We start from the raw sequence: 17,876 nt of genomic DNA, 5'->3' as shown, positions 1-17,876 counted from the left end.
GAGGGTCTTCGCCATTGTCAGCAGATGAAGTGTCGCCTCGCTTGTGGAGACGGCCCATCGGGGGCACTCGTTCCCCCGATCGGCACGCATATGCCAGAGGACGGCCGGAAACTCTCGGCCGCCCCAGGTCAGAAGGGCGAGCGACCTGACGGTCACTCAAAAATTCATAGGTTTGTCGCTCAACCGCGGCCGGGGAAAAAGATCTTCACCTCGCGCTCGGCGGACTCCTCGGAGTCGGAGGCGTGGATCAGGTTCTCCCGGACGATCACACCGTAGTCGCCGCGGATGGAGCCGGGAGCAGCGGCGATCGGGTCGGTCGGGCCGGCGAGCGCGCGCAGCCCCTCGATGACCCGCTCGCCCTCGACGATCAGCGCGACGACCGGACCGGAGGCCATGAACTCCACCAGCGGCTCGTAGAAGGGCTTGCCCTTGTGCTCGCCGTAGTGCTGCTCCAGGGTCTCCTGGTCCAGGGTGCGCAGCTCCAGCGCGGTGATCTGCCAGCCGGCCTTGCGCTCGATACGGCTGATGATCTCGCCGGTCAGGCCACGGCGGACCGCGTCGGGCTTGAGCAGGACGAGGGTGCGCTGGGTCACTGCGGGCTCCTATGGAAGATCAAGGATCGTGCGGGGGTGTTCGAAGATTACAGGGCGTGGCCTGACCCTTGTCACACAGCGTCAGGAGTGGAGGAGCCCGACGAGCCCGTCTGTGCCGCGGCGAACCGCGCCTTCGCCTCGTCGATCTTTCTTCCGTAGTGCACCGAGGCCCACCACAGGGCCGCGAAGACCACGCCCAGGAAGAACATCGTCGGGACGACGAAGCCGGAGGCGACGAGGGCGGCCTGAAGCGCCCAGCCGAGGGCGATGCCGCCCGGCCGCGTCACGACACCGCACAGCGCCACGCACAGGAACATCGCGATGCCGCTGACCGTCCACACCGTGGATGTGGCGAGGTCGGGGTCCTTCATGGCGACGAGTCCGGCGAAGCCGATCACGAAGAACTCGCCGATCAGGGTCGAAGCACAGAGCGTACGCACGGGTTGTCAGCCCCTTCCCAGCAGCAGCCGGGCCTCGCCGACGGTGATGACCGAGCCGGTCACCAGCACCCCGCCGCCCGCGAACTCGCCCTCCTCCTCGGCCAGCGTGATCGCGGCCTCCAGGGCGTCCGGCAGCCGTGGTTCGACCTGGACGCGCTCGTCGCCGAAGACCTCCACGGCGATCGCGGCGAGCTCGTCCGCGTCCATCGCGCGGTGGCTGGAGTTCTGCGTGACGACGACCTCGGCGAAGATCGGCTCGAAGGCTTCCAGCAGTCCTCGTACGTTCTTGTCGCCGCTCGCGCCGACCACACCGATCAGCCGGCTGAAGTCGAAGGCCTCCCCGACCGCCTCGGCGGTGGCGCGCGCGCCGGCCGGATTGTGGGCGGCGTCCAGGACGACGGTGGGCGAGCGCCGTACGACTTCGAGCCGCCCCGGCGAGGAGACGGCCGCGAAAGCCTTGCGGACGGTGTCGATGTCGAGCGGCTCGGGCCGCTGGGAGCCGACCCCGAAGAACGCCTCCACGGCGGCGAGCGCGACGGCGGCGTTGTGCGCCTGGTACGGCCCGTGCAGCGGGAGGTAGACCTCGTCGTACTCGCCGCCGAGGCCGCGCAGGGTGAGCAGCTGCCCGCCGACCGCGACCTGACGTGCCACGACCCCGAACTCCAGGCCCTCCCGTGCCACGGTGGCGTCCACGTCGACGGCCTTCTTCAGCAGCACCTGGGCCGCGTCCACCGGCTGTTGGGCCAGGATGACCGTCGCGTCCTGCTTGACGATGCCGGCCTTCTCGGTGGCGATCGCGGCGGGCGTCTCACCGAGGCGGTCGGTGTGGTCGAGGTCGATGGGGGTGACGACGGCGACGTCCCCGTCGATGACGTTGGTGGCGTCCCAGGAGCCGCCCATTCCCACTTCCACCACGGCGACATCGACGGGAGCGTCCGCGAAGGCCGCGTAGGCCATGCCCGTGAGCACCTCGAAGAAGGACAGCCGGTACTCCTGCTGTCCGTCGACCATCTCGATGTACGGCTTGATGTCGTGGTACGTCTCGATGAAGCGCTCGGCCGAGATCGGGGCGCCGTCCAGGCTGATGCGCTCGGTGATCGACTGGACGTGCGGGGACGTGTACCGGCCGGTGCGCAGGTCGAAGGCGCCGAGGAGGGCCTCGATCATGCGGGCGGTGGAGGTCTTGCCGTTGGTGCCGGTGATGTGGATCGAGGGGTACGAGCGCTGCGGCTCCCCCAGGACGTCCATCAGAGCGGCGATACGGCTGACCGAGGGCTCCAGCTTGGTCTCGCCCCAGCGGGTGGCGAGCTCCGTCTCGACCTCGCGCAGGGCCTTGTCGACCTCGGGGTCCTCCGGCCGCGCGGGCACATCGGCGCTGGGGGCTCCGCCCTGCGTGCGCAGGGTGCGGCTGCCGGCCTCGATGATCGCGAGATCTGGGTCCCGGTCGGTCTCGGCCGCGATGATCTCGTCGAAGGGGTCGCTTTCACTCACGGGGCCAGTCTACGGACGACCACTGACAGAGTGCCCACGGAGTGGGTGGGTGACGGTCGTCTGGCGGGCGCGGGGAACGTTGTGGCTTGTCGCGCAGTTCCCCGCGCCCCTAAAAAGCCGCTACTGCTGGGGCAGCCGGTCCAGCTGGGCCTGGATCCGGGCGATGTCCTCGTCCGCCTTCGCAAGGCGCCCGCGGATCTTGTCCACCACGTTGTCCGGCGCCTTCGCCAGGAACGCCTCGTTGCCCAGCTTCGCCGTGGCCTGGGCCTTCTCCTTCTCGGCCGCCGCGAGGTCCTTCGCGAGCCGCTTGCGCTCCGCCGCGACGTCGATGGTGCCGGACAGGTCGAGGGCGACCTCGGCACCGCCGACCGGCAGCGTCGCCGTAGCCGTGAAGGACTCCCCCTCCGGCTGCAGACGCAGCAGCTGGCGGATGGCCGCCTCGTGCGGAGCCAGCGCCGTGCCGTCCAGCGTCAGCCGGGCCGGAACCCGCTGGCCCGGCTGCAGACCCTGGTCGGCGCGGAAGCGGCGGACCTCGGTGATGACGGACTGGAGGGTCTCGATCTCCCGCTCCGCCACCGTGTCGCGGAAGGCGCTGTCCTTCGGCCAGTCCGCGATGACGATCGACTCGCCGCCGGTGAGAGTGGTCCAGAGCGTCTCCGTGACGAAGGGGACGACCGGGTGGAGGAGCTTGAGGGTGACGTCGAGGACTTCACCGAGGACCCGCTTGCTGACCTCGGCCGGCTCGCCGCCCGCCTGGAACGTCGTCTTGGACAGCTCGACGTACCAGTCGAAGACCTCGTCCCACGCGAAGTGGAACAGCGCGTCCGAGAGCTTCGCGAACTGGAAGTCCTCGTAGAGCGCGTCGACTTCGGCGACCACGGAGTTGAGGCGGGAGAGGATCCAGCGGTCGGTCGCGGACATCTTCGAGGCGTCCGGCAGCGGGCCGTCCACCGTCGCGCCGTTCATCAGCGCGAAGCGGGTGGCGTTCCAGATCTTGTTGGCGAAGTTGCGGGAGCCCTGGACCCAGTCCTCGCCGATCGGGACGTCGACGCCCGGGTTGGCGCCGCGGGCGAGGGTGAACCGGAGGGCGTCGCTGCCGTACTTGTCCATCCAGTCCAGGGGATTGACGGCGTTCCCGAAGGACTTCGACATCTTCTTGCCGAACTGGTCGCGGACCATGCCGTGCAGGGCGATGGTGTGGAACGGCGGGGTGCCGTCCATCGCGTAGAGGCCGAACATCATCATCCGGGCGACCCAGAAGAAGAGGATGTCGTAGCCGGTGACCAGGACGGAGTTCGGGTAGAACTTAGCGAGCGACTCCGTCTGTTCGGGCCAGCCGAGGGTGGAGAACGGCCACAGGCCGGAGGAGAACCAGGTGTCGAGGACGTCGGTGTCCTGACGCCAGCCCTCGCCGGTGGGAGCCTCGTCGTCGGGGCCGACGCAGACGACCTCGCCGTTCGGGCCGTACCAGACCGGGATCCGGTGACCCCACCACAACTGGCGCGAGATGCACCAGTCGTGGAGGTTGTCGACCCAGTCGAAGTACCGCTTCTCCATCTCCTGCGGGTGGATCTTGACCTTGCCCTCGCGGACCGCGTCACCGGCGGCCTTGGCGAGCGGGCCGACCTTGACCCACCACTGCATGGACAGCCGCGGCTCGATGGTGGTCTTGCAGCGCGAGCAGTGGCCGACCGAGTGGACGTAGGGCCGCTTCTCGGCGACGATCCGGCCCTCGGCGCGCAGCGCGGCGACGATCGCCGAGCGGGCCTCGAAGCGGTCCAGTCCCTGGAAGGGGCCGTGGACGGTGATCACGGCGTGCTCGTCCATGACCGTGATCGCCGGGAGGTTGTGGCGCTGGCCGATCTCGAAGTCGTTCGGGTCGTGGGCCGGGGTGACCTTGACGGCGCCGGTGCCGAACTCCGGGTCGACATGCTCGTCCGCGACGACCGGGATGGTGCGGTCGGTCAGCGGGAGCTTGATCTGCTTGCCGACGAGGTGCCTGTAACGCTCGTCGTCCGGGTGAACGGCGACGGCCGTGTCACCGAGCATGGTCTCGGCGCGGGTGGTGGCGACGACGACCGTCTCCTCCCCCTCGCCGTACTTGAGGGAGACCAGCTCGCCGTCGTCGTCCTGGTACTCGACCTCGATGTCCGAGATGGCCGTCAGGCACCGGGGACACCAGTTGATGATGCGCTCGGCGCGGTAGATCAGCTCGTCGTCGTAGAGGCGCTTGAAGATGGTCTGGACGGCCTGGGAGAGCCCCTCGTCCATGGTGAACCGCTCGCGCGACCAGGCGACACCGTCGCCCAGGCGCCGCATCTGCCCGGAGATCTGCCCGCCGGACTCGGCCTTCCACTGCCAGACGCGCTCGACGAAGGCCTCACGGCCGAGGTCGTGACGGGACTTGCCCTCCTTGCCCAGCTCACGCTCGACGACGTTCTGGGTGGCGATGCCGGCGTGGTCCATGCCGGGCTGCCAGAGCGTCTCGAAGCCCTGCATGCGCTTACGACGTGTCAGCGCGTCGATGAGGGTGTGCTCGAAGGCGTGCCCGAGGTGCAGCGAGCCGGTGACGTTGGGCGGCGGAATGACGATGGTGTAAGGCGGCTTGTCGCTCTTCTCATCCGCCTCGAAGTAACCACGCTCTACCCAGCGCTCGTACAGCGGCCCCTCTACATCGGCCGGCGCGTACTGGGTCGGCAGTTCGGTGTCGGGCGCTGATGGCTGCTGCTGAGCGTTCTCGGTCACGGGGTCAGTTTAGGGGTGTCGCGGGGGTGTCCCGAAACGCGTTTGTTCTGTAACGGTGCGGCCCCCGCCGGAACGCGCGCGCGGGGTGTGGGCCAGGATGTCAGGACCATATAAGGCATCTGGAGGGGAACCCAGAAATGAGTCACAACCAGCCGGGCCCGTACGGCGGGCAGCCCCAGCAGCCCGGACCGTACGGCCAGCCGGGCCCCTACGGCCAGCAGCCGCCGCAGGCCCCTCCGGCCCAGCCCGGCTACGGCTACCCCCAGCAGGCCCCTCCGCCGCAGCCCGGCTACGGCCACCCCCAGCAGGCCCCTCCGCCGCAGCCCCAGCCGGGTTACGGCTACCCGCAGCAGGCACCCCCGCCGCAGCCCCAGCCCGGCTACGGCTACCCGCAGCAGCCGCCTTACGGCCAGGACCCGTACGGCCAGCAGCCCTACACCGTCCCGCAGCCGCCGGTGCCCAGCGGTGGCGGCGGCAAGAAGGCGGGCCTGATCATCGGCGCGGTGGCGGTCGTGGCGGCCATCGGGGTCGGGGCGTACCTCGTGCTCGGCAATGGGGGCGGGGGCGGCGGCAGCGTCTCGGACGACGGTGCGCACAAGCTGACGGCGCCGGCGACCGTGATCAGCGGCGAGTACACGAAGTCCCAGAGTGCCGACTCCGCCGGTCAGATGACCAGCGAGGACAAGGCCGACTTCCAGAAGTGGGGCGTGCAGAACGCCAAGGACGTCAGCGCCGGGTACAAGAGCGGCACGGGCCTCAGCGCGAAGAACCTGTCCTTCAGCGGTGTGTACGGCACCATCGACGACCCCGAGGCCGTCGTCGACGCCATGTTCGCCAAGGTCAAGTCGGAGTCCCAGAAGGACCAGAGCAGCAGCGGAACCAAGGGGAAGCTGGTCGGCAGCCCGCAGGCGGTGACGCCTTCCGGTTTCTCAAACGGCGTCATGAAATGTCAGATCATCGAGCTCGACGGCGCCGCGTCGGGCGCCGGTTCCGCGAAGACCATCAAGATGCCGATGTGCATCTGGGGTGACCACAGCACCGTCGCGGTGGTCTCGTCCTTCAGCCTGGCCGACCTCGCCGGGGGCGGGGCTTCGATCGACGACGCAGCCTCCCTCGCGGCAAAGCTCCGCAACGACGTACGCGTCAAGGCCTGACCGCACTCGCAGCGGACGATGGGGCGCCCGGTCGGACCGGGGCGCCCCATCACTGGACATACAACTCCCGGCACGGCCAAGGCACTTGCTGCGGCCGGGGATCCGGGATCACGAAAAAGGTGCCCGGCGCTACAGAAAGCACCGGGCACCTGTCGGGTACGTATGGCGGCTACGCCGTCTTCTGCTCCCCCGGCCCCCGCCCGTTCCGCGCATCCCGCGGGATCAGGGTCGGGTTCACGTTCGAGTGGACGACGTCCGCCGTGACGACCACGCGGGCGACGTCCTTGCGGGACGGGACCTCGTACATGACCGACATGAGGACCTCTTCCATGATGGCCCGAAGCCCTCGCGCGCCGGTCTGGCGGAGGATCGCCTGGTCGGCGATGGCCTCCAGGGCCTCACGCTCGAAGTCCAGTTCCACACCGTCGAGTTCGAACAGGCGCTGGTACTGCTTCACCAGGGCGTTACGGGGCTCGACCAGGATCTGGAGCAGGGCCTCGCGGTCCAGGTTGTGGACCGAGGTGATGACCGGGAGGCGGCCGATGAACTCGGGGATCATGCCGAACTTGACCAGGTCCTCGGGCATGACGTCCTCGAACTGGTCCTTCGCCTCCAGCTCGCGCTTGGAGCGGATCGTCGCGCCGAAGCCGATGCCCTTCGCGCCGGCCCGGGACTCGATGATCTTCTCCAGGCCCGCGAAGGCGCCGCCCACGATGAACAGGACGTTCGTCGTGTCGATCTGGATGAACTCCTGGTGCGGGTGCTTGCGGCCGCCCTGCGGGGGCACGGAAGCGGTCGTGCCCTCCAGGATCTTCAGCAGGGCCTGCTGGACGCCCTCGCCCGACACGTCGCGGGTGATGGAAGGGTTTTCACTCTTCCTCGCGACCTTGTCGATCTCGTCGATGTAGATGATCCCGGTCTCGGCCTTCTTGACGTCGTAGTCGGCCGCCTGGATCAGCTTGAGCAGGATGTTCTCGACGTCCTCGCCGACGTAGCCCGCCTCCGTCAGCGCCGTGGCGTCGGCGATGGCGAACGGGACGTTCAGCATGCGGGCCAGGGTCTGGGCCAGGAGGGTCTTGCCCGAGCCCGTGGGGCCGAGCAGCAGGATGTTGGACTTCGCCAGCTCGATCGCGTCGTCGCGGCCGTTGGCGCCGCCGTTCTCACCGGCCTGGACGCGCTTGTAGTGGTTGTAGACCGCCACCGAGAGGGCCTTCTTCGCCGGCTCCTGGCCGACGACGTAGCCCTCGAGGAACTCGTAGATCTCGCGGGGCTTGGGAAGCTCCTCCCAGCGCACCTCGCTCGTCTCCGCGAGCTCTTCCTCGATGATCTCGTTGCAGAGATCGATGCACTCGTCGCAGATGTACACACCAGGCCCTGCGATGAGCTTCTTGACCTGCTTCTGGCTCTTGCCGCAGAACGAGCACTTGAGCAGATCGCCGCCGTCACCGATGCGTGCCACGGTGTGCTTCCCCTTCGCCTGGGAGACGCCTGAATCCAGCGGCTCCTGGTGCTGCCTTAATCCGACGGTACCTTGCCGGGCCCCCCGTTCGGGCCCCCCTTGGCGCGGTTCACTTTGACGTGCAGCGTGTCAAAGCGCACTTTCCGTGCCAAGGGGCGGCAGACGATACAGCCTCCGACTAGCGGACGGCCGCGTTGTTCATCTTCCGGGTGGAGATGATCTGGTCGATCAGGCCGTACGAGAGCGCCTCCTCGGCCGTGAGGATCTTGTCGCGCTCGATGTCCTCGCGGATCTTCTCGATCGGCGTGGTGGAGTGCTTGGCGAGCATCTCCTCCAGCTGCGCGCGCATCCGCAGGATCTCGTTCGCGGCGATCTCCAGGTCGGAGACCTGGCCGCGGCCCGTCTCGCTGTAGGGCTGGTGGATCAGCACGCGCGCGTTCGGCAGGGCCATGCGCTTGCCGGGCGTACCGGCGGCCAGCAGGATCGCCGCGGCGGAGGCCGCCTGGCCCATGCAGACCGTCTGGATGTCCGGCTTCACGAACTGCATCGTGTCGTAGATGGCCGTCAGCGCGGTGAAGGAGCCGCCGGGGCTGTTGATGTAGACCGAGATGTCCCGGTCGGGGTCCATCGACTCCAGGCACAGCAGCTGCGCCATGACGTCGTTGGCGGAGGCGTCGTCGATCTGGACGCCGAGGAAGATCACGCGCTCCTCGAAGAGCTTCGCGTACGGGTCGTACTCGCGGATGCCCTGCGAGGTGCGCTCGACGAAGCGCGGGATGACGTAACGGGACTCCGCCGTGGGGCCCGTGTACTCGGCGCGTGAGCGGTCGTACAGGCCGCTGCCGGGGAAGTCGTTCACTGTCTGTCTCCTAGGAGCTGAGGCGGTCGGCTGGGGGCTGTGCGGGGCTCAGGCCCCGGTACCGCCGCCGCCCGGCATACCGGCGGCCGTGGGGATGACGTCGTCGATGAGGCCGTACTCCTTGGCCTCGTCGGCGTCGAACCAGCGGTCGCGGTCCGAATCGCGGGTGATCTGCTCGACCGACTGGCCGGTGTGGAAGGCCGTGAGCTCGGCCATGCGCTTCTTGGTGTGCAGCAGCCGCTCCGCGTGGATCTTGATGTCGGAGGCCGAACCGGCCAGGCCGGCGGAGGGCTGGTGGATGAGGATCTCGGCATTCGGCAGCGCGAAGCGCTTGCCGGGGGTGCCCGCGCTGAGCAGGAACTGCCCCATCGAGGCCGCGAGTCCCATGGCGATGGTCACCACATCGTTCTTGATGAACTGCATGGTGTCGTAGATCGCCATACCGGCCGTGATCGAACCGCCGGGGCTGTTGATGTACAGGTAAATGTCCTTGTCCGGGTCCGCGGCAAGGAGCAGCAGCTGCGCGGTGATCTTGTTCGCGATGTCGTCGTCGACCGGCTGGCCGAGGAAGATGATCCGCTCGTTGAGCAGCCGGTTGTAGACCTGGTCACCGAGGCCACCACCGATGGAAGGCTCGCCGGCGGCTGAAGGCATCAGATTCGTCACGTATCCACCTGCTCGTCTTACGACGGCGCCGGGCCGTCTCACGTATCCCTGCGGGGCTGGAGCCATCGGGGACTCCACTCCCCCCGTATTCATGGACCCTAACGCGCTGGTCCCGTCGGAGAATCCCGCAGAGGGGGGTGTTCGCCGGGGGCGTAGCGTCGTGCGTACTTTCCGTTCGTCGGCCACTGCGGGTAGTGCGGCTGTTCGCGCCCGCGCGCCGGAGCCGCATGTCGACATAGCCCCGCGCCCCTCCAGGCCGGCTGGAGCTCCCCCAAGACGAAACGGGCCCCTGGGTCGTGTCCCCAGGGGCCCGTCATGCGTCCGTCAGAGGCGCCGTGGGCGTCAGCCCTCGGTCTTCTCCTCGTCGGCCTCGGTGGCGTCGGCCTCCGTGGCCTCCGCGGCGACCTCGGCGGCCGTCTCGACCTCGTCCTCGTCGTCCAGGTCGATGACCTCGCCGTTGGTGTCCTTGACCGTGGCGGCCTCGACGACGACCGCGAGGGCCTTGCCGCGGGCGACCTCGCCGACCAGGAGCGGAACCTGGCCGCCCTCGACGACGGCCTGGGCGAACTGGTCGGGGGACATGCCGGAGGAGGCCGCGCGCCGCATGAGGTGCTCGGTGAGCTCCTCCTGGTTGACGTTGAGCTTCTCCTGCTTGACCAGCTCGTCGAGGACGAACTGGGTCTTGATGCCCTTGACCGCGGCTTCCTTGGTCTCGGCGTCGAACTCCTCGACCGTCTTGCCCTGGATCTCGAGGTACTTCTCGAGGTCGAGGCCCATCTGGCCGAGCTGGTGGTGCTCGAGGTTGTGCTTACGGGTGTTGATCTCGTCCTCGAGCAGCTTCTCGGGGACGGGCACCTCGACCAGCTCGAGCAGCTTCTCCAGGACGCGCTCCTGGGCCTGCGTGGCCTGGTCGTACTGCTTCATGTTCTCGAGGCGCTTGCGGCTGTCCGCCTTCAGCTCCTCCAGGGTGTCGAACTCGGAGGCGAGCTGCGCGAACTCGTCGTCCAGCTCGGGCAGTTCGCGGGCGGCGACCTGGGTGACCTTGACGGTGACCTCGGCCTCCTTGCCGGCCGCCGAGCCGCCCTTGAGCTCGGAGGTGAAGGTGGCCTCCTCGCCGGCGGACAGGCCCTTGACGGCGTCGTCGATGCCGTCGAGCAGCTCGCCGGAGCCGACGGTGTAGGAGACGCCGCTGGCGACGCCGTCCTCCAGGACCTCGCCCTCGACCTTGGCCTCCAGGTCGATGGTGACGACGTCGCCGTCCTCGGCGGCACGCTCGACCGGGGAGGTCGAGGCGAAGCGCTCGCGGAGCTGCTCGACCGACTTCTCGACGTCCTCGTCGGTGACCTCGACGGCGTCGACCTCGACCTCGATGCCGGAGTAGTCCGGGATCTCGAGGGCGGGACGGACGTCGACCTCGGCGGTGAAGTTCAGCGTCTCGCCGTCCTTCAGCTCCGTGATGTCGACCTCGGGCTGGCCGAGGACGTTCAGGTCGGCCTCGTTGACCGCCTCGGTGTAGAACTTCGGAAGCGCGTCGTTGACCGCCTCCTCCAGGACCGCACCGCGGCCGAACCGCTGGTCGATGACGCGCGCCGGGATCTTGCCCTTCCGGAAGCCCTTCACCGTGACCTGCTGGTTGATCTTCTTGTACGCCGCGTCGAGGCTGTCCTTGAGCTCCTCGAAGGGCACCTCGACAGTGAGCCGAACCCGGGTCGGGTTCAGGGTCTCCACGGCGCTCTTCACGGTTCGGTCTCCTTGTGGCTGACTTCTTGGTTTCTGCCGGAGCCAGACTGGTCCGGCGGATTTCGCCGCCCGGAGGACGTCCTAGGGATCTCCAGTGGTGGTCCAGTGGATTCCTGCGGATGAGACACACGGGCGCGCAGCTTGCATAGTAACCGCAGCAGCTGAACGCCCCAAAGGCGATCATGCGAGGTGATCGCCCGGGGTGACCGGTGTTGACCGGTCGGTGGTCGGGGTGGCGGGATTTGAACCCACGGCCTTCCGCTCCCAAAGCGGACGCGCTACCAAGCTGCGCCACACCCCGTCAGGTGCGACACGTAGGGTACATGCCCGCAGGCAGTGCGGCTGCCGCATTTACGGGGTGTGCACCGAGGGGGCCCGACCCGCTACGATGCCTCCTGTGCCGCGGTCACCTGACCTGCGGCGCGCGCTGTGCGGGCGTAGCTCAATGGTAGAGCCCTAGTCTTCCAAACTAGCTACGCGGGTTCGATTCCCGTCGCCCGCTCTCCACGCATCAGGGCCGGGCCGGAGGATCTTCCTCCGGCCCGGCCCTGATCGTTTCGGGCCCGGTACGTCCGGCGCGTAGAGCGTGGTCGGCCACGGGCGCGGCTCGGCGGCCTCCGCGTCCAGTGCGGGCGGGGCATCCGCCCGGATCAGAAGCTGATCGAGTTGATGGTCTCCGCTATCGAGTTCAGGAACCGGTTGATTGACGGGGCCATGCCGGTCGACGCGAGGAAGAAGCCGAAGAGCACCGCGACGATCGCCGGGCCGGCCTTGATCGAGCCTCCCCTGATCAACACCACCAGGATGATCGCCAACAGCAGCACCACTGACAGTGAAATGGCCACAACTGATCACACCCTCGGTCGGTCCGCTCTCCCGGCCCGGGGGTGCCAGCCCCGCGCACCCCCGCCAGAACCATCGTGCCACCAACGGGGCTCCCGTATGCGGCAGGTGAGGCATCGTCGGTCACACCTGTGCCGGAGCTTTGCCTGGGCCATGCGGGCCCGGCACGTCCGAGGGCCCCAACACCCGTGTCTCGTACAGCAATTCGACGGTGCACCCGCACAGGGAATTCACCGAGATCGTTTCCATGTCCACACAACGCGTTCGCAGGTATTTCGAATTGTTGTCACGGGCACAGCAAAGGCGCCAACACCGGCCCCTCGAAAGGCCAATGAAGCAGACATTCCACTGGTGTCGCCCCCTGGTCATATGCCCCGTTTAGTCAGGACGAGTCGTGACAACCAGGACATGTAATGGTGTGTTGACCGTCACCTCCATGACGTTGTCAACTTCCCTTAATCTCGGGTACTCGAAGCCAATTGGCAGGAACGACGTGGGGAGTTTTACGAAAACCCACAGACGACGCTAGGGTGCCTCAAATGTTTCACGCTGCCTCGTCCCCCGCACGCGCAGCGAGGTCCGGGACCGTCTCCCCCAGCTTCCGGGGGGAGGGTCTGTGACGAACTCGTTGCAACCGCACGGCCAGAACAGGGCGCCGCTCCCTCCGGCACAGTCGCCGGCGTCGGGAGTGCCGAGTCCACGCTCCCCGCAGACACAGCAGAACAAGCCCCCCAAACCCGGCAAACGGCGCGACTCGTTCTTCGACAACGCGAAGTACCTGGCGATCGTGCTGGTCGCGATGGGCCACTCCTGGGAGCCGCTGAAGGGTGACAGCCGCATCCTGGAGGCCGCGTACACCGTCGTGTACTGCTTCCACATGCCGGCGTTCATCATCATCTCCGGCTACTTCTCGCGCAGTTTCGACATGCGCCCCGACCGCCTCAGACGACTGGTCACCGGCGTCCTCGTGCCGTACGTCGTCTTCGAGACCGCGTACACCCTCTTCAAGCGCTACGGCGACCACGACCCGAGCATGACGGTCAGTCTGCTCGACCCCTGGTACCTCACCTGGTTCCTGATCGCGCTGTTCATCTGGCGTCTGACGACCCCGCTGTGGAAGACCCTGCGTTGGCCTCTGCCCATCGCCCTGGGCATCGCGATGTTCGGGTCGGTCTCGCCGGAGATCGGCAACGACCTCGACCTCCAGCGCGTCCTGCAGTTCCTGCCGTACTTCGTGCTGGGCCTGTGCATGAAGCCCGAGCACTTCCAGATGGTGCGGACACGGAAGGTGCGGATCCTTGCGGTGCCGCTCTTCGCGGCCGCGCTGGCCGTCGGCTGGTGGGCCGTGCCGCGGATGAACACCGCGTGGTTCTACCACCGGGACGCCGCCCAGGAGATGGCCGCGCCGTGGTGGTCCGGACCGGTCATGGTGCTCGCCATGTTCGGCTGCTCGCTGCTGCTGACCGCCTGCTTCTTCGCCTGGGTGCCACGCCGGAAGATGTGGTTCACGGCGCTCGGTGCGGGCACGCTCTACGGCTATCTGCTGCACGGGTTCCTGGTGAAGGCGGGTGAGTTCTACGGCTGGTTCGAGCCGGAGTGGTTGCACCGGCCGCTGGGGGAGATCTTGGTGACGGTGGCTTTTGCCGGGGCTGTCACGTTGCTGTGCACTTCGCCGGTGCGGCGGGTGTTCAAGGGCGTGATGGAGCCCGAGATGAGGTGGGCTTTCAGGCCGGAGGCGGCGGAGGTCGCGCGGCAGCGCGGGTTGCAGCGCGAGCGCGAGATGGCCAACGCCTGAGGATTTGCCGCGATATGTCGTTCCCCGCGCCTTCAGGGCGCTACTGCTGAGGCAGGCCGAGAAGTGCACGCATCCGTGTGTACTTCTCGGTCAGTCTTGTGCGGGTCGACTCGTCGGTCAGGCGGGCCAGGCGGGCCGGATCCGCATTGTGGGCCAGGTCCGCTTCCTTCACCAGCAGCGCGCCCGGCGTGCACAGGATCCGTTCGGCGTACGCTTCCGGGCTCTCCCCCGGGCGCTTGGTGACCGCCAGGACGATGTTCTTCGTGCGGGAGCTCAAGGGGGCCTCTTCCAGCCATTGCTCGGAGAGTGCGTCGTCCTCGATGGCGTCGTGGAGCCAGGCTGCCGCTGTCTGGTCCTCGTCGCCGCCCCGAGCGCGTACGCCCTCGGCGACGGCCCGGAGGTGCTCGGCGTAGGGGCGTCCCGCCTTGTCCGTCTGGCCTGCGTGGGCGGCACGGGCGGTGGCCTCGACCTCGGCGAGGGTCATCGGCACCTGAGGGGTTTCGGTCATCGGCTCATCCCAGCGCCGGCGGCTGGGAGGTCGCCGTCGGGCCCTCCCGGCAGATCAGCAGCAGTGCGCGGTCGTCGTTCACGTCCTTCGCGACCGCCTCGATGAGGTGCCAGGCGGCTCCGTGGAAGCCGCCGGCGACATAGCGGTCCGCCTCGCCCGTGAGGCGGTCGATGCCCTCGACGATGTCCCGGTCGGAGGTCTCCACCAGGCCGTCCGTGAACAGCATCAACACGTCACCGGGGCGGAGTGAGCCCTTCACGGGGTCGAACTGCGCGCCGTCGTACACACCGAGGAGCGGGCCCTCGGCCGCCTTCTCCTCCCAGCGGCCGCTGCCCGCGCTGAGCTGGAGACCCGGCGGATGGCCCGCGGAGTAGAGCTCGTAGTCGCCCGAGTCGAGGTCCAGGACGAGGTGGATCGAGGTCGCGAAGCCCTCGTCCCAGTCCTGGCGAAGCAGATAGCCGTTGGCCGCCGGCAGGAACGCGTGCGGGGGCAGGGAGCCGAGGAGGCCGCCGAACGCCCCCGACAGGAGCAGGGCACGCGAGCCCGCGTCCATGCCCTTCCCGGAGACGTCCGTCAGGACGACCTCCAGGGTGCGGCCGCCGTTGGTGCGGGCGGCGACCACGAAGTCGCCCGAGAAGGACTGGCCGCCCGCCGGGCGCAGCGCCATCTCGCGGTGCCAGCCGACCGGCAGCTGCGGCAGCTTGCTCTGCACCCGGATGCGTTCGCGCAGGTCGAAGAGCATGGTGCCGCCGCGCCGCCAGGGCACACCGACCCGGCTGCGGAACTGGGCGATGAGCAGACCGAAGAAGCCGCAGGCGGCCACCACCAGCACCACGCCAGGGGTGACACGGGAAGGGCCCTCCGTATAGGGCCCCAGTTTCACCGACTCCACGATCAGCGCCGTGGCCGCGGCCGCGTACAGACCGAGCAGGCTCGCCGGGCGCAGCAGCAGGCCGCCCGCGACGATCGGCAGGACCAGGACGGCCGGTGAGCACCACACGGAGTTGGCGAGCGTGACGGCGGCGATCAGCGGGACGGTGAGGAGCAGACCGGCGAGCGCGACCCAGTCCGAGCCGTCCCCCCGGAAGTAGTCCACGGCGCTTCTGCGCAGGCCGACGCGGACCCGGTGCCACTCCATCTTCAACCGGGCCGTGAACGTCTCGGCTGCTGCGCGCCGCTCTCGTCCTGCTGCCATTAGTTCGGGACCCTATCCATCGGACCAGCTGCTTGGCACGGGAGGTCCCACTTGTCCCCCGTCCGAGGTTCAACTTCACAGTGAACTTCACAGAGAGCCGTCGCGGGTCCGCCAAGGCGAAATTCCCTCGCTCGTCCCGCAATGCCCTGGTAGGCATGGTTCATGGGGACTGACCTGACTGACGTGCGCGTGCTGCGCCGGGAAGACTGGGACGAGTGGTACGACAACCTGATCCGCGCCTTCGGCGGGGTTACGGAGTCGGCCGAGGAGCGGGCGCTGTGGCGTGAACTCACCGAGACGGACCGTTCCATCGGCGCCTGGGACGGTGATGCGTGCGTCGGGACGGCGGGCGCGTTCTCCTTCCGGCTGACCGTGCCCGGCGGGGCCGCGGTGCCCGCGGCGGGCGTGACCATGGTGTCCGTGGCCGCGACGCACCGGCGGCGCGGGGTGCTGACGTCCATGATGCGGCGGCAGTTGGACGACGTACGGTCCTGGGGCGAGCCGCTGGCCGTCCTGACGGCGTCCGAACCCGCGATCTACGGACGGTTCGGGTACGGCGTCGGAACGTACCACGTCAACGCCGAGATCGACACGACGCGTGTACGGCTGTCCGTGCCGCCCGGCACCGATGACGTACGGCTGCGGTACGCCGAGCCGGCCGACGTGCTCGACGCGTGCGAGGCGGTGTACGCCCAACTGGTCGCTCGGCGGCCCGGGATGGTGGCGCGCATTCCGGGCTGGGAGCGGGTGTGGCTGCTCGACCCGGAGAGCGAGCGTGGCGGTGCGTCGCCGCTGCAGTGCGTGCTCGCGGAGCGGGACGGCGAGGTCGTCGGGTACGCGCGCTTCCGGATCCATCGGGACTGGGAGCCGGCCGGGCCCAAGGGCCGGGTGCAGGCGCAGGACGTGGACGCGCTGGACCCGGCGGCGCACGCCGCGCTGTGGCGGTTCCTCTTCGACATCGACTTGACGTCGAAGGTGAGCGCGCGCGGGCGGCCGGTCGACGAGCCCTGGCAGCACATGGTGTCCGACGTCCGCCGCTGCTCGCTGCTGGTCCGGGACTCGCTGCACGTACGGCTGGTGGACGTGGGCGCCGCGCTTCAGGCGCGCACGTATCAGGCGCCGGTGGACGTGGTGCTGGAGGTCGAGGACGCCTTCTGCCCCTGGAACGAGGGCCGCCTGCGACTGACCGGCGACCCGAAGGGCGCCTCGTGCGAGCGTACGGCGGACGCGGCCGATCTCGCCCTGTCCGTACGGGAGTTGGGCTCGGCGTACCTCGGCGGGGTGTCGCTCGCGTCGCTGGCGGCGGCCGGCCGGGTGCGCGAGCTGCGCCGGGGCGCGCTGGCGGAGGCGTCGCTGGCGTTCGGCTCGACGGTGACGCCCTGGCTGCCGCACGGCTTCTAGCGGTGCGTCAGCGCTGTTGGCAGGTGGGACACCAGAAGAGGTTGCGGGCGGCGAGGTCGGCGGTGCGGATCTCGCCGCCGCAGATGTGGCAGGGCAGGGTGGCCCGGCGGTAGACGTACACCTCGCCGCCGTGGTCGTCGACGCGCGGCGGGCGGCCCATGGCCTCGGGGGTGTGTTCCGGGCGGACGGTGTCGATGCGGTTGTGGCGGACGCCCTCGTGCATCAGCTCGACCAGGTCGGACCAGATCGCGTCCCACTCGGCGGAGGTGACGTCCCTGCCGGGGCGGTAGGGGTCGATGCCGTGACGGAAGAGGACCTCGGCGCGGTAGACGTTGCCGACGCCTGCGATCACCTTCTGGTCCATGAGGAGTGCGGCGATCGTCGTACGGCTGCGGGCGATTCGGCGGTACGCCGTCCGCGGGTCGGCGTCCTCGCGCAGGGGGTCGGGGCCGAGGCGGTCGTGTATCGCCTGCTTCTCGGTGTCCGTGATCAGGGCGCAGGTCGTGGGGCCGCGGAGGTCGACGTACGAGGTGGCGTTCGCGAGGCGGAGGCGGACGGTGTCCGTGGGCGGGGGTGCCGGGGCGTCGCCGAAGGTGACCTTGCCGAAGAGGCCGAGGTGGATGTGGACCCAGTCCGTGTCGCGGAAGCCGAGGAAGAGGTGTTTGCCGTGGGCCTCGGTGTGGGTGAGTTCGGCGGTGTCGAGGAGTTCTGCGGCGTCGGAGAATTTGCCCTGGGGGCTGGTGACGTGGGGGCTCGTGCCGAGGAATCTTGTGGCGTAGTCCTTGGCCAGGCGGTGGATGGTGTGCCCCTCTGGCACGGTGGCTCCTGTTCGTCCGTGGGTGGGGGCTGATGTCACGGTTTTTCGCCCCCGCCGCCCCTACCCGTTCCCGTCCCCAGGGGCTGCCGCCCCTTCGACCCCGTCCAGGGGGCTTCGCCCCCTGGACCCCCATCGGCCTGAACGGCCTCGTCCTCAAACGCCGGACGGGC

Annotated in this window: 15 protein-coding genes and 2 tRNA genes; 4 read left to right on the top strand and 13 right to left on the bottom strand. The window is 68.8% G+C overall.

Annotated features, from left to right (window positions below; all coding sequences use genetic code 11):
- Nucleotides 1-179: 179 nt before the first annotated feature.
- The 4 genes from ndk to ACWC1K_RS41285 all read right to left on the bottom strand — a co-directional run bounded on the left by ndk (nucleotide 180) and on the right by ACWC1K_RS41285 (nucleotide 5,269).
- Nucleotides 180-593, bottom strand: coding sequence for a nucleoside-diphosphate kinase (ndk, locus tag ACWC1K_RS41300; protein ID WP_030934323.1), 414 nt, complete (start codon nucleotides 591-593; stop codon nucleotides 180-182).
- Between the two features lie 71 nt (nucleotides 594-664).
- Nucleotides 665-1,033, bottom strand: coding sequence for a DUF4233 domain-containing protein (locus ACWC1K_RS41295; protein ID WP_450838332.1), 369 nt, complete (start codon nucleotides 1,031-1,033; stop codon nucleotides 665-667).
- A 6-nt stretch (nucleotides 1,034-1,039) separates the two neighbouring features.
- Entirely contained in the window at nucleotides 1,040-2,524 is a 1,485-nt protein-coding gene (gene folC, locus ACWC1K_RS41290; protein ID WP_450838330.1) for a bifunctional tetrahydrofolate synthase/dihydrofolate synthase, read from the bottom strand.
- Nucleotides 2,525-2,644: 120 nt separating this feature from the next.
- Entirely contained in the window at nucleotides 2,645-5,269 is a 2,625-nt protein-coding gene (locus ACWC1K_RS41285; protein ID WP_450838328.1) for a valine--tRNA ligase, read from the bottom strand.
- Nucleotides 5,270-5,406: 137 nt separating this feature from the next.
- Between ACWC1K_RS41285 and ACWC1K_RS41280 the strand changes: the two genes are divergently transcribed.
- A complete protein-coding gene (locus tag ACWC1K_RS41280; protein ID WP_450838326.1) occupies nucleotides 5,407-6,423 on the top strand; it encodes a hypothetical protein in 1,017 nt (338 codons plus the stop codon).
- Between the two features lie 169 nt (nucleotides 6,424-6,592).
- Here the strand turns inward: ACWC1K_RS41280 and clpX are convergent, their stop codons facing one another.
- From clpX to ACWC1K_RS41255, 5 genes are all read right to left on the bottom strand, one after another.
- Nucleotides 6,593-7,882 carry an ATP-dependent Clp protease ATP-binding subunit ClpX gene (gene clpX / locus ACWC1K_RS41275; RefSeq protein ID WP_030934339.1) on the bottom strand — a complete coding sequence of 430 codons (1,290 nt, stop codon included), beginning with the start codon at nucleotides 7,880-7,882 and terminating at the stop codon, nucleotides 6,593-6,595.
- A gap of 178 nt (nucleotides 7,883-8,060) precedes the next feature.
- Nucleotides 8,061-8,741, bottom strand: a complete 681-nt coding sequence (locus ACWC1K_RS41270) for an ATP-dependent Clp protease proteolytic subunit (RefSeq protein ID WP_030934342.1) — start codon at nucleotides 8,739-8,741, stop codon at nucleotides 8,061-8,063.
- Nucleotides 8,742-8,789: 48 nt separating this feature from the next.
- Nucleotides 8,790-9,395 (bottom strand): ATP-dependent Clp protease proteolytic subunit, encoded by a 606-nt coding sequence (locus ACWC1K_RS41265; protein WP_360833534.1) that lies wholly within the window; start codon nucleotides 9,393-9,395, stop codon nucleotides 8,790-8,792.
- Nucleotides 9,396-9,749: 354 nt separating this feature from the next.
- A complete protein-coding gene (tig, locus tag ACWC1K_RS41260; RefSeq protein WP_450838324.1) occupies nucleotides 9,750-11,147 on the bottom strand; it encodes a trigger factor in 1,398 nt (465 codons plus the stop codon).
- A 224-nt stretch (nucleotides 11,148-11,371) separates the two neighbouring features.
- Nucleotides 11,372-11,448: transfer RNA gene (locus tag ACWC1K_RS41255), tRNA-Pro, on the bottom strand.
- A 130-nt stretch (nucleotides 11,449-11,578) separates the two neighbouring features.
- Between ACWC1K_RS41255 and ACWC1K_RS41250 the strand changes: the two genes are divergently transcribed.
- A tRNA-Gly gene (locus ACWC1K_RS41250) sits at nucleotides 11,579-11,649 on the top strand.
- A gap of 148 nt (nucleotides 11,650-11,797) precedes the next feature.
- Here the strand turns inward: ACWC1K_RS41250 and ACWC1K_RS41245 are convergent.
- Nucleotides 11,798-11,992, bottom strand: coding sequence for a hypothetical protein (locus ACWC1K_RS41245; protein ID WP_016435177.1), 195 nt, complete (start codon nucleotides 11,990-11,992; stop codon nucleotides 11,798-11,800).
- Between the two features lie 614 nt (nucleotides 11,993-12,606).
- Here ACWC1K_RS41245 and ACWC1K_RS41240 point away from each other — a divergent pair.
- Complete coding sequence (locus ACWC1K_RS41240; RefSeq protein WP_450838323.1) at nucleotides 12,607-13,785, top strand: acyltransferase family protein; 1,179 nt, start codon at nucleotides 12,607-12,609, stop codon at nucleotides 13,783-13,785.
- A gap of 40 nt (nucleotides 13,786-13,825) precedes the next feature.
- On the opposite strand, the gene ACWC1K_RS41235 is transcribed toward ACWC1K_RS41240, so the two are convergent.
- Nucleotides 13,826-14,293 (bottom strand): HD domain-containing protein, encoded by a 468-nt coding sequence (locus tag ACWC1K_RS41235; protein WP_450838322.1) that lies wholly within the window; start codon nucleotides 14,291-14,293, stop codon nucleotides 13,826-13,828.
- A 4-nt stretch (nucleotides 14,294-14,297) separates the two neighbouring features.
- Nucleotides 14,298-15,488, bottom strand: a complete 1,191-nt coding sequence (locus ACWC1K_RS41230) for a PP2C family protein-serine/threonine phosphatase (RefSeq protein ID WP_450838320.1) — start codon at nucleotides 15,486-15,488, stop codon at nucleotides 14,298-14,300.
- A 162-nt stretch (nucleotides 15,489-15,650) separates the two neighbouring features.
- On the opposite strand from ACWC1K_RS41230, the gene ACWC1K_RS41225 reads away from it, so the two are divergent.
- Nucleotides 15,651-16,889: a GNAT family N-acetyltransferase gene (locus ACWC1K_RS41225; protein WP_450838319.1), complete on the top strand. Its 1,239-nt coding sequence runs from the start codon at nucleotides 15,651-15,653 to the stop codon at nucleotides 16,887-16,889.
- A gap of 7 nt (nucleotides 16,890-16,896) precedes the next feature.
- Here ACWC1K_RS41225 and ACWC1K_RS41220 read toward each other — a convergent pair whose 3' ends face one another.
- The gene (locus ACWC1K_RS41220; protein ID WP_450838318.1) at nucleotides 16,897-17,706 is read right to left on the bottom strand and encodes an Fpg/Nei family DNA glycosylase; all 810 of its coding nucleotides are present in this window, start codon (nucleotides 17,704-17,706) and stop codon (nucleotides 16,897-16,899) included.
- Between the last annotated feature and the right edge of the window lie 170 nt (nucleotides 17,707-17,876).

The sequence above is a fragment of the Streptomyces sp. NPDC001492 genome (assembly GCF_053597275.1).
Note: the sequence above shows the minus strand (reverse complement) of the source record. Positions and strands in the feature narration are given on the sequence as shown.